Consider the following 16,105-nt stretch of genomic DNA (forward strand, 5'->3'; position numbering starts at 1 on the left):
AACGTACGACCGGGGACCAGCGGCAAAGCTCATCGCCGACCGCGTCGTGATCCAATCGCAATGTCGGACATATGACCCATCTCGGGTGGGCGCCGATTGGTGCGGAGCGTGCGGGGGCGTGACGGTTCAGTGCCGGTGCCGTCGGAGGTGCACGAGGTGGGTGTCGCGCTCGTCGTTGACCCACGCGTAGTAGAACCCGATGAGGATTCCGCCTCCGACGAAGTTGCCCAGCAGCACGGTCCCGAGATTGCCGAACACCAAACCGATCGGTATGTCGTGTTGGAATCCGACGATCATGAACAACACGGTGTTGGCCACGGAGTGCTCGAAATCGAGGAACGCGAAGACGAAGACGGCGGTGATCATCGCCATGCATTTCGCGATGTCTTCGGTCAGGTAGCCGTTGTAGACGAGCAACATCGCGAGGTTGATCATGAAGTTGCAGAGGACTGCGCGGATGAACAGGTCGAGCCAACCGCTGAATCCGTTGCTGAGGTAGCCCGTCTTGACGTCGACCGCGTGCACCATCGCGTTGAGTACCGGGCCGTCGAGAAGTGTTGTGCCACGCAGCATCACGGCGATCAGCAGGCCGCCGAGGATGTTGCCGAGGTAGCAGAACAGCAGGATGCGCATGATCAGGACGGGTGTCACGCGTCGGTAGTACGCGCCGACCGAGACGATCATCATGTTCGAGGTGAGCAGCTCGGACTTGGTGTAGTAGATGAACACCAGCGCCCAGCCGAAGGCGAGCGCACCGATGAGCTTGCCGACCGCGTGCAGTTGCCCTGGCGGATCGGTCATCGTGTCGAATGCGGCGACGATCGTGTAGTTGATGACGTAGAAGATCGCGATGATGATGCCTGCCATCGCGGCGCGCTGGATGAACCGGCGTCGCAGATGGCCGGTCATCTTCTTCTTGGACTCGAGCACGTCGAGCGTGGTGCTGATGAAGAACTTGCCCGGGAAGAGCTTGTTCACATCGAACTCGGGGTCGCTCATGTGTCAACGGTTCCACAGCGCATGGCCGGGCGCCCGTTATACGTACACAACTGCGACCTCAGCGCGAGGCCATCGAAATTATTGTCGTGGCCTCGCGCTGACGACCGAGTTGTGTACGTACCTCGTCGAGGGTTGGGGTCAGTCGGCGAGAGTCGCGGTGTCGATCACGAATCGGTACCGCACATCGCTGTCGACGACACGGTCGTAGGCGGCGTTGATCTCATCGGCGCTGATCTTCTCGATCTCGGCGCCGATGCCGTGTTCGGCGCAGAAGTCGAGCATCTCCTGGGTGGCAGGAATGCCCCCGACCATCGAACCGGCGATCGAGCGGCGGTTGGCCAGCAGCGAGAATGCCTTGATCTCCAGGGGATGCTCGGGCACCCCCAGTTCGACGAGGGTGCCGTCGATGGCCAGCAACCCGAGGTAATCGTCGAGGTCGAGATTCACCGACACGGTATTGATGATGAGGTCGAACTCTCCGCGCAGGGTGCGGAAGGTCTCGGGATCCTTGGTCGCGTAGTAGTGATCGGCGCCAAAGCGTTCGCCGTCATCCTTCTTCGACAGGGTCTGACTCAGGACGGTCACTTCGGCGCCCAGCGCATGGGCGATCTTGACTCCGATGTGTCCCAGGCCGCCGAGACCGATGATCGCGACCTTCTTGCCGGGGCCGGCTCCCCAGTGCTTCAACGGCGCATACAGCGTGATTCCCGCGCACAGCAGCGGTGCCGCGACGTCGAGGTCGACGCCCTCGGGGATCTTCAGCACGAAGTCCTCGGTCACCACGACCTGTTGCGAGTACCCACCGTGGGTGAACTCGCCCTCGTAGGTCTTCGAGTTGTAGGTCTGGACGACGCCCTTGGTGCAGTACTGCTCGTCGCCGTTCTTGCACGCGGCACACTCACCGCACGAGTCGACGAAGCATCCGACGCCGACGCGATCGCCGACCTTGTGCCTTGTCACCTCATCGCCGACGGCCGCGACCGTTCCGGCGATCTCGTGTCCGGGCACGACGGGGTAGGTGGTCCCGCCCCACTCGTTGCGGGCGGTGTGGATGTCGGAATGGCAGATCCCGGCGAAGGCGATGTCGATCAGGACGTCCTTCGGGCCGAGGTCCCTGCGCTCGATGGTTGTCTTCGATAGTGGCGCATCGGGAGCTGTTGCCCAGAAAGCATTGACGGTCGTCGTCACTGTGTTCCCTCTCCGGCGTCCGCGGAATCCACGACGATCTGCCGGTGCCGCGGGCACCTCACCACATCCAGCCTGCCGACGTATTGCCGGATGCGCATGCGACTGTGTCGCGTGACACGCCCTGCTGAAATGGGGCCGACTTGGTTTTGTCACAGGCAACCTGACTAGCATTCGCGTGTGACCGAATCGCCGGAGAAGACGACAGCTGCGCTGCCCAACCGTCGATCCGACGACCCGAATAGTCGCGCACGACGCCTCTCACCTGGGACGACGTCGATCATTGCTGTCGCAGCGGGTCTGATCGCGATTGTGGCTGCAGTACTCACGCCCTTCCTCCCGGTCACCACGACTACGGCAACCATCACCTGGCCTCAGGGCCAGAAGCTCGGTGCGACCAACGCCGACATCACGGCTCCGCTCGTCGCGCAGATGGCGCAGGATCTCGACGTCACCATTCCGTGTTCGCTCCTGCGGTCGCCGCCGACGGATGCGTCGTCGACGATCCTCACGACGATGCCGCCCGCGGCGAAGAACCAGCGATCCTCTGCGCTGAACGTGACGGCAGACGCGAACGCGGTGACGGTGACGATGCGTGGCGACACCGTCGCGTCCGCTCCGCGCGCCGACGTCGCGTCGGATCGGTGCACGCAGCTGCACATCTTCTCGTCGGCGGCGGGTTCGGGCGCACGCTTCGTGGGACTCGGACCTGCACAGACGGCGCCGGAGGCCGACCGGCCGCAGGTGGCGGGCCTGTTCACCGACATCCCGACGTCGACGATCACGTCGACGCCCGGCCTGTCGGCGCGCATCGTCGTCGACGATCGGTTCGATTCGAGTCCGTCGGTCATCAAGTGGCTCGTGATGATCGTCGGCGTGCTTGCGGCGATCGTCGCACTCGCGGCGCTCGCACAACTCGATCGCATCCACGGCTACCACCGACGGGTCGGTGGGGTGCGGTGGTTGGCGCTGCTGCGTCCGCGCGTCACCGACATCGCCGTGACCGCCATCCTGATTGTCTGGCACTTCCTCGGAGCAGGCTCGTCCGACGACGGCTACATCCTCAACATGGGTCGGAACGCGGAGCACGCGGGTTACCTGGCCAACTACTACCGCTTCTACGGCATCCCCGAGGCGCCGTTCGACTGGTATTACGACTTCCTCGCGCACTGGTCGTCGGTGTCGTCGACGGGTGTGTGGATGCGCATCCCGTCGTTGGTGATCGGATTGGTGAGCTGGTTCATCCTCAGTCGGGTGCTGCTCCCGCGGCTGGGGCGTGCCGTCCGCACGTCGCAGTGGGCGATGGTGACCGGCGCCGCGGTCTTTCTCGCGTTCTGGCTGCCGATGGCCTCGGGTCTGCGCAGCGAGGGCGTCGTGGTGCTCGGCAGTCTGCTGACCTGGTGGGGCGTCGAGCAGGCCATCGCGACCCGGCGCATGTTGCCTGCCGCGGGAGCGGCCTTCGCCGCCGCTCTGACCCTTGCCACCGCGCCGACGGGTGTCATCGCGGTCGCACTGCTGATCACCGGTGCGCGGCCGATGCTCAAGATCCTTGTTCGACGACGCCGCGAATCGGGCCTCGCCTCCCTTCTGCTTCCCCTGTTGGCGGCTCCGGCGATCGTGGTGATCATCGTGTTCCGCGACCAGACACTCGCGTCGGTGTTCGAGGCCATCCGGGTGCGCTATACCGTCGGGCCGACGCTGGCCTGGTACCAGGAACTCCTGCGGTACTACTTCCTGGCGGTCAACACGCGCGACGGCTCGCTGGTACGCCGGGTGCCGGTGCTGTTGCTGCTGGTCTCGCTGTTCGTGGTTCTCGCGATCATGCTGCGGCGCAAAAAGATCCGTGGAGTCGACAGCGGACCGGTCTGGCGCGTCACCGGGGCGGTACTGATCACGATCGGGCTGCTCTCGCTCACCCCGACCAAGTGGACCATTCAGTTCGGCATCTTCGCGGGCCTCGCCGCGGCGCTCTCTGCGGTCGCCTGTGTTGCGATCGGCCAGGTGGCGCAACGTAATACGCGCAACCTGTCGATCCTGATCGCAGGTCTGCTCGTCGCCTGCGCGGCCGCGGCGGCCGGATACAACGCGTGGCCGTGGTCGTACGACTTCGGGATCTCGTGGTTCGACAAGGCACCAGTGGTTGCGGGACTGCAGGTCTCGTCGATGTTCCTGGTGCTGGCGGTGATCGCACTCGTCATCGCGGTATGGCAGCACCTGCGCCTCGACTACGTCGCCGACACCGGACTGCACCACGACGCGGGCAAGCCGCCCAAGCGGTGGCGAACCGGCATCGCGTCGTCGCCCATCGCCGTCATCGCGGTGATCATCCTGCTCGCGGAACTCGCGGTGTTCGCCAAGGCCGCAGCGGCTCGCGCCGACACCTACTCCGTGTTGAAGGGCAACGTGCACGCGGTCACCGGGGGTTGCGGGATGGCCGATTACGTTCTCGTCGAACCCGATTCGAACAAGGGCAGTCTCGCTCCGGTCGACAACGCCTCGGCGTCGAAGGCACTGGAGGGCACCTCGCGGGGCTTCTCGCCCCAGGGGGTCGCCGACGACCTCACCCCGGAGGCGGATTCGATCAAGCCGGGTACCCAGAACACCTCGGCCGATCTCTCGAAGACCTTCGTCGTCGCCGGTGGTGCGCCGGGCACGACGGGCGGGCGCGGACCAGAAGGGGTCAACGGCAGCACCGCGGCACTGCCGTTCGGACTCGACCCCGCGACGACCCCGGTGATGGGTAGTTACGCAGCCGATGGCCAGGCATCGCTGACGACCGACTGGTATCGACTGCCCGCGCGCGACTCGTCGCCGCTGATCGTCATCACGGCGGCAGGCGCGCTGGCCTCGACCGATCCCGACGGGGTCACGACGTACGGGCAGTCGCTGCAGGTGGAGTTCGGCGTCGAGCAGGACGGAAAGTTCCAGCAGGTCGGTGCGGCCGTGCAACCGATCGACGCCGACCGCAAGGCGAATCGGCCGTGGCGCAACCTGCGTATCCCGATGTCGTCGGTGCCCGCTGGTGCGACCGCGATGCGGATCGTCGCCACCGACAACAACCTCGACCCCGACCAGTGGCTCGCGGTGACACCGCCGCGCGCTCCCGAGTTGAAGACGTTGCAAAACGTCGTCGGGTCGTCGGACCCGGTGCTCGTCGACTTCGCGGTTGGCGCGGCATTCCCGTGCCAGCACCCGATGGATGCGTCCAACGGCGTCAACCAGATTCCGCAGTGGCGAATCCTGCCGGAGCTGGCGGTGGCGAACTCGCAGTCGAAGACGTGGATGGCCACCGTCAACGGTGGACTGCTCACCACGGCGGAAGCGCTGACGACGCCGTCGACGATGGCGACGTATCTGAAGAACGACTGGTATCGCGATTGGGGCAGCCTGCAACGGTTGTCGCCGTTGGTGCCAGAGGCGGTGCCCGCAGCGGTGAGTACCGGAACGTCGACCAGGTGGGGCTGGAGCCGTCCCGGAGCAATGCAGGTGGTGCCAGAAGATGATGAGTGAGACGCCGGTGAACGCAGCGGGGAAAGACGACGACAAGCCTGACGCCAAGAGCACGGGCGGATCGGTGTCGTCAACGTCGGCCGATCGGATCAGGATCGCCAAGATCGTCGCGGTGGTCGCGGGGCTCATCGGCATCGTGATCGCGTTGCTGACCCCGTTCCTGCCGGTCAACTACACCAAGACGGAACTGACCTGGCCGCAACAGAATTCGGTCGGCAGCGTGGCGGCGCCGAGCGTCTCGTTCTCGCCGGTGTCGATGGACGTGTCCGTCCCATGCTCACTCGCCAAGAGTCTGCCGGCGTCGGGCGGCGTGATCGTCTCGACGGTGCCGTGGAACGGAACCGACGCCAACAAGGTCGGCTTCTTCATCCGCGCCACCCGCGACTCACTGCAGTTGACACAGCGAAACATCGTGTTGCTCAGTGCCCCTCGAAGCGCGGCGGAGAATTCACCCGGATGCCGCGTCGTCTTCCACGCCGACACCGACGGTGCCGCAGGCAAATTCGAGAATCTCTCGACAACCGACACCGGTCTGGGCTCATTCGACCTGCGCGACGCGACAGCACGACCGCAGATCATCGGTGTGTATTCGCAGTTGCCGCAAGATGCGCCGACGGAAGGCTTGTCGTTCCGCGCCACGCTGGACACCCGGTTCGCGTCGACCCCGACGACGCTGAAGTTCTGGCTGCTGGTGATCGGCGTCGTCATGACGATTGCCTCGATGCTCGCGCTGGCCGTGCTCGACGCCCATGACGGACGCGGCGTCCACAAGCTCTTCCCGCAGGGGTGGTGGAGACCGCGCTGGGTCGACGCCTTCGTCACGCTCGTCCTGCTGATCTGGTTGTTCGTCGGTGGCAACACGGCGGACGACGGCTATCAGGTCACCGTCGCCCGAGTCGCCCGCAATGCCGGCTACCTCGACAACTACTACCGATACTTCGGTGTGCCGCAGGACCCGTTCGGCTGGCACTACCAGTACCTCTCGCTGTGGATGGAGGTGAGCACGGCGACTCCGTGGCTGCGCTTGCTGCCCTTCCTCTACGCGGTGGTCGGCTGGTGGCTGATCAGCCGCGCCGCCATCCCGCGGCTGGGCTACGCGGTTCGGACGTCGCAGTCGGCGATCTGGGCTGCCGCGCTGGTGTTCCTCGCGGTGTGGATGCCGTTCAACAACGGTCTTCGTGTGGAACCGATCATCGCCGTCGGCACGCTGCTTGCGTGGGTGCTGGTGGAGCGGGCGATAGCCACCGGACGGTTCTTCCCGTTGACGCTCGCGATCGTGGTCGCGGCGTTCACGCTCACGATCCACCCGACCGGCGTGATCGCTGCCATCCCGCTCATCGCGGGAATCCGACCGCTGTTGAAGCGTCTGATGATCAGACGTCGACGAGACGGCTTGTGGCCCATCCTCGTACCGATTCTGGCGTCGGGACTCGTGGTGCTCTACGAGATCTTCGCCGACCAGACGCTCGCCACGATTCGCGAAGCGATCAGGGTCAACTCCGCTGTCGGTCCGACCAACAAGTGGTGGGAAGAGGGCATGCGCTACTACATGCTCATGAATCCCACCGCCGACGGTGGCATCGCGCGCCGCTTCGGTGTGCTCATCACCTTCGTGTGCCTGATCGTCGTGGTGGTCATGCTGCTCAACCGTCGACGGTTGGCGGGCATTGCGTCGGCTCCCACCTGGCGGTTGGTTGCCACGGTCGCGGGCACCGCTCTGATGATGGCGTTCCTGCCGACCAAGTGGACTCACCAGATGGGTGTGTATGCCTGCATCGCAGGCGCTTTGGCCGCTGTCGCAACCGTGTGCGTCGACCGCGCCGTGATGCGTCGTCGACGCAACCGCACGCTCTTCGCCGCAGCGTGTGCCTACGTTCTCGCGCTGGCATTCTCCGGACGTAACCAGTGGTGGTACGTCGGCAGCTACGGAATCCCTTGGCGCGACGCCGTTCCCGACGTGAAGGGGATTCCGGTCTGGGCGGTCATCCTCACGGTCGCGGTGTTGTTGACCATTCTCGGTCTCTGGCAACACTTCCGCGACGACTACGTCTCCGACGACGTTCGACGCGGTGAGGAGCGGGTATCGAAGAAGCGGTGGACGGCCTGGCTGCGTTCGCCGTCGATCATCGTCGTATCGGTGATCATGCTGCTGTTCACCCTCGTCTCGTTCGCGAAGGCGGATTGGACACAACGGAATTCGTGGTCGTGGCTGAGTTCGAACGTCGCGGCGGTGCGCGGTCAGCCGTGCGCGCTCGCCGACTCGGTGCTCGTCGAGAAGGACGTCAACTCGGCCTTGCTCGCACCTGCACGTGTTGCGGGACAGAACAACCCGTCACCAGGAGCGGCGCTCGCGGGTGCCGAGGCGACCGGTTTCGACCCGAACGGCGTCGGATCCGATCTCTCCGACGACGGCACCGAATCGGACTCGTCAACGGGGACATCGTCGGCCGAGGTCGACCGGACGCAATCGGACGCGACCGATCAGACCGGAACGGACAGCAGTAGTCCGTCGAGCGACACCGCGGGCGGCACGACGTCGACCACGGGCGTCAACGGCTCGAAGGTGAAGCTGCCGTTCGGGCTGTCGCCGCAGCGCACGCCGGTGCTCGGTACCTACGGATCGCCGTCGGGCACAGGCAGTCTGACGTCCGATTGGTATCAGCTACCCGCGCGCAGCTCCGACGCTCCGCTCATCACCATGTCGGTTGCCGGACAGATCGAATACGTCGACGACCTCGCCGTGACACGTTCGGGACAGCAGGTCCGCCTCCAATTCGGCCGCGTGGGTCCGGACGGATCGGTGACGCCCGCGGGGATCATGATCCCGATGGACATCGGCGGTGCACCCGCGTGGCGCAACCTGCGGTTCCCGCTCGACGGTGCCCCGCAGCGCGCGACGGTCGTGCGTGTGCTGGCGCAAGACACGTCAACCAACTCCGATCAGTGGCTCGCCGTCACGCCACCTCGTGTCTCGAAGATGGTGACGCTCAACGACCTCGTGGGTAGCGAGGCGCCCGTGATGATCGACTGGGAGGCCGCGCTGGCGTTCCCGTGTCAGCGTCCCGCACAGGTGTACAACGGCGTGCTGGAGACACCGGAGTGGCGGATCTCGCCCGACCGCGAGGGCGAGCGGGTCAACTCGCAGCGCTGGATGGCGGGGACCGCGGGTGGTCCGCTCGGCATCGTCGAAAACGAGATGCGCCCAACGGTGTTGCCGTCGTATCTACGCAACGACTGGGCCAAGGACTGGGGCATGTTGCAGCGTCTCACTCCGCTTGTGCCGCAGAAGCCCGCAGAACTGACGGTGACGACCGACGTCCACAACGGACTGTGGTCGCCCGGACAGATCCGCGCCGTGGGCTTCTGAGGTCTATCGGTTTCTGGGGCCTATCGGTTTCTGGGGCCTGGCGCGAGATCAGGTGGCGCCGATGTCGGCGGCCGGTGCGTTTGGGGTCTTGCGGCCCCGAACGCGTCGCTCGAAGAGGTAGACGGCGATACTCACCGCGGACCACATGGTGAGCACCAGGAACGGCCAGGTATGTTGATGCCCACGGAAATACACTGCAGTGTGCAGTGCGTTGACCGACGCGCCGGGCGGCAGCCAGCCGCCGATGGTCGCGATCACCCTGGGTAGCAGCGGCCACGCGACGGAGCCTCCCGATGAGGGATTGCCCAGTAGCACCATGACCGCCCACGTCGGCAGGATCGCCCAGCGTCCGAACATCGCGCTGAACATCGTGAAGATCATGCCGCAGGTGAACATGGTCAGGGCAAGAATGAGCCACACCTCGAGCACCGGCAGAGTCAGCGCACCGATGATCCAGTCGATCATGGCGCAGATCGTGAAGCCACCCAGTAGCGAGTACAACGCGGTGAATCCGATTCTCTCCCAAGGCCGCAACTTGTTGGCATGCACACCGAGTTGGATCGCGCCGACGAATCCGATGATGACCGCGGCGAGCATCATGTAAAAGATGGTGAGCCCGTGCGGATCTCGCGGTTGTAGCGGGTTGGCGTCGCGGATGCTCACGCGGTATCCGGTCCCGGCGGCCGCGCGCGGCATGCTCTGTTCGAGTAGTTGGGCGACCGTCGCGCCGGATGCACTCGACAGGTCGACGTCGATGGTGCGTGCCGTGGTGTCGATGTCGACGACCGCGAAGACCTGTTGGTTCTGCAGCTGTTCGGCGGCCTCGGCGTGAGTCGACAGATGCCGTACGTCGACGGAGCTTCCGAGTTCATGTGCGAGCCGTGCCTCGACGTCGGCTGACTGTGGTGGCGGCAGGGTGCCGACGACCGCGATCGGCACGCGTTCGGGTTTCGGGTTGGCCGTCGAGTAGGTGTAGGAGCCGACGAACAACGCCGCGGCGATACCCAAGATCACCACGATCACCAGCGCGGGCGCGAACCGAGAGGTGCGGACGGCGTGCCAAGCCCTGCGGAAGTCATCTGAGGTGCGCACGCTTCGAGGCTATTCGTTCGTCGGATAGGCTGCGGAGAAGCTGATCGGATCGACGCGGAGGTAAGCCCATGACCAGTGCCTACGATTTCACGGCAACGGACATCGACGGCAACACCGTCGACCTCGACGACTATCGGGGGCAGCCTCTGCTGATCGTCAACACGGCGTCGAAGTGTGGTTTCACCCCGCAGTACAAGGGACTCGAAGAGCTCAGCAAAACCTACGCCGAGAGCGGACTCGTCGTACTCGGGTTCCCATGTGATCAATTCGCTCACCAGGAGCCGGGCGACGAGGCGGAGATCAAGAACTTCTGCTCGCTCACCTACGACGTCAGCTTCCCGATGTTCGCGAAGGTCGACGTCAACGGCTCCGACGCGCATCCGCTCTTCGCGTGGCTACGCGAGCAGAAGTCGGGCGTGCTCGGCAATCGCATCAAGTGGAACTTCACCAAGTTCCTCGTGAACCGCGACGGCCAGGTCGTCGACCGCTTCGCACCGACCGTGAAGCCCGAGAAGCTGACCGGAGACATCGACAAGGTGATCTGAGAACGGGAATCGCCGTGTGGCCGTTGTCTGCCGTGTGACCGTTGTGTGCCGTGTGACCGTCGTCAGCCCAGCCACACAGACCGCGCCCCGGAATCGCCGACGCGGACGACCATCACCAGAGCGCCAAGCGCCACAACGATAGTCGCCACCGCAAGCCCGACTCGCAGCCAACGATGCGCGCGTACCGAGGCCGCAGCCGGTACCCGTCGTGCGATGGTGTCGTCGTACATCGCCCAGGAGAGCACGACCAGTACGAAAAGCGCTGCGACCCAATAGAGCATCTGGCCGCCGAGCTCGGTATGGCGGTGCAATGTTTCTGAACGCGGTACCTGCTTCTCCAATGCCTCACCCGCGGAAGTGGTGAGCGGAGTGATGGCCATCGCGACAACCGCGACCGCCGGCGTGAACCAGCCGAGCCGTCGGCGCGCTGCCGGCCAGAGGCTTGCCAGGATCGCCAGCACGGCCGTCAGGGGAATCGCCACCACGGCAAGGTGAACAAAGAGGGGGTGCGCGGGCAGTCCTGCGATCGTGTCCATCGCACGAGTGTGACCGTCGGTCGCTGAAGGAGCGCTGAGAATGCGTCGGCAATCCCATCGCGTGGAGCGACTCAGTCCGAGAAGCGATGATCTCCGACGCCGAACCAGGCCTGCGCGGCCGATCGCATCCGCTCGGGAAGGTAGGTGTACTCGTGTGGCTCGGCGCCCGCCGCACGGGCCGCGGATTCGAGGTGATCGCGCAGGCGCCACACCCAGTGCCGGATCGGTCGCCGGTCCGATGTCGAGCGCGTCCTCGACTGCAGCCGTCGACAAGCCGAGTTCTGCTGCGAGCGTTGCGGTATCGAGGTCGGCGAGGTCGAGATTAGCGCGCAGTTCCGCGCTGGTGACGCGGCGTTGGTGTTCGTTCAGAGACATGGTTCGCCAACCCTCCTGGGCGCGGTTGCGCGTCTTGTGACCGACATGTTATCCCCTGTGTCGGCGGTCCGGGCGGCACATAGATAATGTGCGAATGACTAACGGAACTATAGTCCCTGAGCCCTGGTATTCAGCGTTGCTCAATGCTGGATTCACTGGTCCTTACGGCGACCCGTCGTTGCGCCAGCTGGCGTTGGCGGTCGACATCCATCCATCGACTGTTTCTCGCATCATGCACGGGACTAACGCGCGTGGCGCGCGAGCCGAGCACATAGAGGGGATTGCGAAGGCGCTCAGAATGGACCCGGTAAAAGTCGCGGAGTGGGCGAAGTCGGAGTGGCGCGAAGGTCCAGGACCCTATACGCCGCCGGCCGGGACCGAGATACTCACCCTTCGCCAGCGCGAAACCGTCGATCGAGTGATACGTGCGTTTATCGAGGTGAACCAGCGTGCGCGGACCCGTCGAGCTTTGGACTCGAAGATGGTCATAGAGCTTGCTGAAGCCACACGGATGACTCGTCGTGAGATCGCCGACATCCTGGAAGAGATAGAGGGCGCAGAAATACATGAGATGCAGTAACACCAAGAGACAGAACAGAATACGGCGATAACCGATCCTCGGAACTAGTCGATCCAAAGAGTTCGATTTGTGTGCATGCGTGTCCGCAACTGGTCTCATGAGGTATGCACGACACACTCAACAAACGGGCGGAAACCGCAAGCAGTGGCACTCAAGGCGCGGTGCCAACCTTCGTTGTGAGTCGGTCTGCTGGCCGTTCTGTGGACATCTCGACCCCGCGGGCCGAATCTGCGCGATCGGAGAAATTCACGCCATACAACGAAGCGACGGGCGTATGGTCTGCCGAGACGGAGTCTGGAAGGGGAGACGATGAGCGAGCGGCTGGCGGGCAAGGTTGCATTGGTGAGTGGCGGCGCGCGGGGCATGGGTGCCGCGCATGTGCGCGAGATGATCGCGGAGGGCGCGCGCGTGGTCGCCGGTGACATCCTCGACGACGAGGGCAAGGCGCTGGCGGATGAACTGGGCGACGCGGTGCGCTACGTCCATCTCGACGTCACAGAGCCCCATGACTGGGACGCCGCTGTCGCGCTGACGGTCGAGACCTTCGGGCACCTGGATGTCTTGGTGAACAACGCCGGGATCGTGAACTTCGGCCTGTTCGAGGACTATTCGCTCGACGACTGGCGCACGATTCTCGACGTGAACCTGACCGGGGTGTTTCTCGGCATCAAAGCTGTTGTGCCGCAGATGAAGGAGGCCGGTCGCGGTTCGATCGTCAACATCTCGTCGATCGAGGGGTTGGCGGGGACGATTGCCACTCACGGCTACACGGCGTCGAAGTTCGGTGTGCGTGGACTCACCAAGTCGGCTGCGCTGGAGTTGGGGTCAAGCGGCATTCGGGTCAACTCGGTGCACCCGGGCTTGATCAAGACACCGATGACCGAGTGGGTGCCCGAGGACATCTTCCAGACCGCACTCGGCAGGGCAGCCGAGCCGTCCGAGGTGTCGAAACTTGTTGTCTACCTTGCCTCCGACGAGTCGAGCTACTCCACGGGGGCGGAGTTCGTCGTCGACGGTGGTGTGGTTGCGGGATTGGCGCACAAGGACTTCGGGGTCGTCGACGCGTCGGAGGGTGACGGCTGACCTCACACGGAGGCGAGCTCTCTACGCAGGAACGACCGCAGTGACTCGTTGAATCGTTGCGTCGTGGGTGCTTTCGGCACAAGCTGATCGAATGCGTGGAAGGCGCCGTCGGCGACCTCGACCTCGCAGTCGACGCCTGCCTCACGGAGTCGTCGCGCGTAGTCGAGTGTCTCGTCGTGGAACAGGTCGCAGGTTCCGACACCGAGCCAGGTGGGCGGGAGACCGTCGAGGTCAGCGCGGCGTGCGGGTACGGCCCGCCCTCTGTCTGCGTCTCCGAGGTACAGATCCCACCCCCGCTTATTGTCACTCTCGGACCAGAGCACGTATCGACGTCCCGTTGGCGTCGCGGCGGTCCGGTCGTCGAGCATCGGGTACACGAGAGCCTGTGCGGCAAGCGGGATGTCGCCACGGTCGCGCGCCAGTAGTGCGAGCGCCGCGGTGAGGCCGCCGCCCGCGCTGGCGCCGCCGATCGCGATGCGATTGCTGTCGACCCACGGCTGCTCGGCCAGCCAGGCGAGCGCGGTATAGCAGTCCTCGAGCGGTGTGGGATAGGGGAATTGCGGTGCGAGCCTGTAGTTCACGGCAGCCACCGTGATGCCGGTGGCGTCGGCGAGGTCGCGGCAGTAGATGTCATCTTGTCCGGCGGAACCGAGCACGTACCCACCGCCGTGGATCCACAGCATTGCGGTGCCGGTGTTCTGTGCTCCGGTCGGACGGTGCAGGCGAATCGATACCCCCGGCGCGATACTGACCGTCGGGACGCCGCGCAGGCGTGCCAGCGGCACACCGCCGAGTCGTAGGACGGCTTGCGGCATGTGTCGCAATCCGATTCCGCGAGGAATCCAGCGCGCGGTGCGTCGAAGGTCGGGAGCGATGTCATCGATCGTCATCGACTGGACTATACATTTTCGGAAAAGTGTCTACACAGACTGTGATCTGTGCCACGATGAGCCCGGCGAAGGGAGTGGTCATGTCCACATTTGACACAGTCGTTCGAGGTGGCCGGTGGTTCGACGGCACGGGGGCGCCCTCGGCGATCCGCGACATAGGTATTCGCGACGGTCGTGTGGCCGCGATCAGTACCGAGCCGCTCGACACCGACGGCGCGCAGGTCATCGACGCCGAGGGTGCGTGGGTGACGCCGGGACTGATCGACATCCACACGCACTACGACGTCGAGGTTCTCGACACCCCGGAACTGACCGAGTCGCTTCGCCACGGAGTGACAACGGTATTCATCGGATCGTGCTCGCTGTCGACGGTCTACGTCAACGGCGAGGAGGCGGGCGACCTCTTCGGGCGCGTAGAAGCGATTCCGCGCGACCACGTCATCGCCGCGGTGGACGAGCACAAGGACTGGTCGTCGCCGAAGGAGTACGTCGAGCGATTGGAGAGTCTGCCGCTCGGGGCGAACCTGGCTGCGTTCATTGGACATTCGGACATGCGGACATCGGTGATGGGTCTCGATCGTGCGACACGATCGGACGTACGACCCACACACGCAGAGCAGGCGCGGATGGAGGAGATGCTCGGCGACGCACTCGTCGAGGGATTCGTCGGACTCTCGTCGCAGCAGCTCAAGTTCGACAAGCTCGACGGCGTGACGTGTCGCTCACGAACGTTGCCGTCGACGTACGCCAAACCCAAAGAACTGCGCCGACTCAAGAGCATGCTGCGACACAGTGGCCGCGTGCTGCAGTCGGGACCCGACATTCAGAACCCGCTGAATCTGGTGTCGCAGATGGTGCAGTCGATCGGCTTCGGGCGCCCTGTGCTCAAGACGTCACTGCTATCCGCGGCCGACGTGAAGTCGAACGAGAAAGCGCTGATCCTGATGGACCGGCCCACCGCGCTCATCAACCGGCTGGGCGGCGACTTCCGCTGGCAGCATCTGCCGGTGCCGTTCGAGGTCTACGCGGACGGTATCGATCTGGTGATCTTCGAGGAATTCGGTTCCGGCGCAGCAGCATTGCATCTCCGTGACGACATCGAACGAGATGCGCTGATCCAAGATGAGGAGTACCGGCGCCGGTTCCGCAAGGATTACGAGCAGAAGTTCGGCATCAGGGTGTGGCACCGCGACTTCTTCGACGCCGACATCGTCGCGTGTCCCGACGAGTCGGTGATCGGAAAGTCGTTCGGCCAGGTCGGACTTGATCGCGGCGGACTCCATCCGGTCGACGCCTTCCTCGACCTCGTCGTCGAGCACGGACGTGAGATTCGTTGGCGCACAACCATCTCGAATCACCGTCCGGAGATGCTCAAGAAGATCGCCACCTGGCCAACAGTCCAGATGGGCTTCTCCGACGCGGGCGCGCACCTGCGCAACATGGCCTTCTACAACAGCGGACTGCGACTGCTGCGCCATGTTCGCGACGCCGAGCAGGCCGGAAAGCCTTTCATGAGTACCGAATACGCGATCCATCGACTGACCGGTGAGGTCGCCGACTTCTACGACATCGACGCGGGACACCTACGTGTCGGAGACCGCGCCGACCTCGTCGTGATCGATCCCGTACACCTCGACGAGCAGCTCGAGGCGTACGGCGAGGCGCCGATCGAACAGTTCGGCCAGATGTCGCGCATGGTGAATCGAAACGACGACGCGATCAGAGCCGTCATGGTGAGTGGGCAGACAGTGTTCGCCGACGGCGAGTTCGCGTCGTCGGTGGGCACGACGCGCACGGGAAGCTTCCTGCGGGCCGGGCACACCACGCCGCCGACAATCGCGCCGCCGACGACAGCTGAGCGTGAACTGATCCGGTCGAACTGAGTGCTGTCGAACTGAGTGCGGTCGGGGAGTCGTTGAGGACTCCCCGATCGGCGCTCTACG

The 16,105-nt window shown here is 64.6% G+C and carries 11 protein-coding genes; 6 read left to right on the forward strand and 5 right to left on the reverse strand.

The window, feature by feature from the left end:
* Positions 1–126: 126 nt before the first annotated feature.
* Entirely contained in the window at positions 127–999 is an 873-nt protein-coding gene (locus A5766_RS05355) for a formate/nitrite transporter family protein (protein WP_005201818.1), read from the reverse strand.
* Positions 1,000–1,137: 138 nt separating this feature from the next.
* Positions 1,138–2,187 carry an NAD(P)-dependent alcohol dehydrogenase gene (locus A5766_RS05360; RefSeq protein ID WP_005201816.1) on the reverse strand — a complete coding sequence of 350 codons (1,050 nt, stop codon included), beginning with the start codon at positions 2,185–2,187 and terminating at the stop codon, positions 1,138–1,140.
* Between the two features lie 177 nt (positions 2,188–2,364).
* On the opposite strand from A5766_RS05360, the gene A5766_RS05365 reads away from it, so the two are divergent.
* Together A5766_RS05365 and A5766_RS05370 are read left to right on the forward strand one after the other, a co-directional pair.
* Positions 2,365–5,694: an arabinosyltransferase domain-containing protein gene (locus A5766_RS05365; RefSeq protein WP_064903684.1), complete on the forward strand. Its 3,330-nt coding sequence runs from the start codon at positions 2,365–2,367 to the stop codon at positions 5,692–5,694.
* Positions 5,684–9,061 carry an arabinosyltransferase domain-containing protein gene (locus tag A5766_RS05370; protein ID WP_064903687.1) on the forward strand — a complete coding sequence of 1,126 codons (3,378 nt, stop codon included), beginning with the start codon at positions 5,684–5,686 and terminating at the stop codon, positions 9,059–9,061. Before A5766_RS05365 ends, A5766_RS05370 begins: the two co-directional genes overlap by 11 nt.
* A gap of 48 nt (positions 9,062–9,109) precedes the next feature.
* Here A5766_RS05370 and A5766_RS05375 read toward each other — a convergent pair whose 3' ends face one another.
* Positions 9,110–10,153: a DUF3533 domain-containing protein gene (locus A5766_RS05375; RefSeq protein WP_064903690.1), complete on the reverse strand. Its 1,044-nt coding sequence runs from the start codon at positions 10,151–10,153 to the stop codon at positions 9,110–9,112.
* 68 nt (positions 10,154–10,221) lie between these two features.
* Here A5766_RS05375 and A5766_RS05380 point away from each other — a divergent pair, with 68 nt between their 5' ends.
* A complete protein-coding gene (locus A5766_RS05380; protein ID WP_064865944.1) occupies positions 10,222–10,698 on the forward strand; it encodes a glutathione peroxidase in 477 nt (158 codons plus the stop codon).
* Between the two features lie 62 nt (positions 10,699–10,760).
* On the opposite strand, the gene A5766_RS25410 is transcribed toward A5766_RS05380, so the two are convergent.
* Positions 10,761–11,609, reverse strand: coding sequence for a DUF2316 family protein (locus A5766_RS25410; RefSeq protein WP_156527369.1), 849 nt, complete (start codon positions 11,607–11,609; stop codon positions 10,761–10,763).
* A 94-nt stretch (positions 11,610–11,703) separates the two neighbouring features.
* Here A5766_RS25410 and A5766_RS05390 point away from each other — a divergent pair, with 94 nt between their 5' ends.
* Entirely contained in the window at positions 11,704–12,189 is a 486-nt protein-coding gene (locus A5766_RS05390) for a helix-turn-helix domain-containing protein (RefSeq protein WP_156527370.1), read from the forward strand.
* Positions 12,190–12,498: 309 nt separating this feature from the next.
* Positions 12,499–13,272, forward strand: a complete 774-nt coding sequence (locus A5766_RS05395) for a glucose 1-dehydrogenase (RefSeq protein ID WP_064903698.1) — start codon at positions 12,499–12,501, stop codon at positions 13,270–13,272.
* 2 nt (positions 13,273–13,274) lie between these two features.
* Here A5766_RS05395 and A5766_RS05400 read toward each other — a convergent pair whose 3' ends face one another.
* Positions 13,275–14,162, reverse strand: coding sequence for an alpha/beta hydrolase (locus A5766_RS05400; RefSeq protein ID WP_064903700.1), 888 nt, complete (start codon positions 14,160–14,162; stop codon positions 13,275–13,277).
* A gap of 80 nt (positions 14,163–14,242) precedes the next feature.
* Here A5766_RS05400 and A5766_RS05405 point away from each other — a divergent pair, with 80 nt between their 5' ends.
* The gene (locus A5766_RS05405; RefSeq protein WP_064903750.1) at positions 14,243–16,045 is read left to right on the forward strand and encodes an N-acyl-D-amino-acid deacylase family protein; all 1,803 of its coding nucleotides are present in this window, start codon (positions 14,243–14,245) and stop codon (positions 16,043–16,045) included.
* Positions 16,046–16,105 lie beyond the last annotated feature (60 nt).

The sequence above is a fragment of the Gordonia sp. 852002-51296_SCH5728562-b genome, assembly GCF_001665475.1.
GTDB classification, from domain to species: domain Bacteria; phylum Actinomycetota; class Actinomycetes; order Mycobacteriales; family Mycobacteriaceae; genus Gordonia; species Gordonia sputi.

Bases quoted from the DNA above. Each gene is read 5' to 3' on its own strand.
- A5766_RS25410 (WP_156527369.1), bottom strand. From the start codon at position 11,609: ATGTCTCTGAACGAACACCAACGCCGCGTCACCAGCGCGGAACTGCGC.
- A5766_RS05380 (WP_064865944.1), top strand. From the start codon at position 10,222: ATGACCAGTGCCTACGATTTCACGGCAACGGACATCGACGGCAACACC.
- A5766_RS05395 (WP_064903698.1), top strand. From the start codon at position 12,499: ATGAGCGAGCGGCTGGCGGGCAAGGTTGCATTGGTGAGTGGCGGCGCG.
- A5766_RS05405 (WP_064903750.1), top strand. From the start codon at position 14,243: ATGTCCACATTTGACACAGTCGTTCGAGGTGGCCGGTGGTTCGACGGC.
- A5766_RS05390 (WP_156527370.1), top strand. From the start codon at position 11,704: ATGACTAACGGAACTATAGTCCCTGAGCCCTGGTATTCAGCGTTGCTC.
- A5766_RS05400 (WP_064903700.1), bottom strand. From the start codon at position 14,162: ATGACGATCGATGACATCGCTCCCGACCTTCGACGCACCGCGCGCTGG.
- A5766_RS05355 (WP_005201818.1), bottom strand. From the start codon at position 999: ATGAGCGACCCCGAGTTCGATGTGAACAAGCTCTTCCCGGGCAAGTTC.
- A5766_RS05370 (WP_064903687.1), top strand. From the start codon at position 5,684: ATGATGAGTGAGACGCCGGTGAACGCAGCGGGGAAAGACGACGACAAG.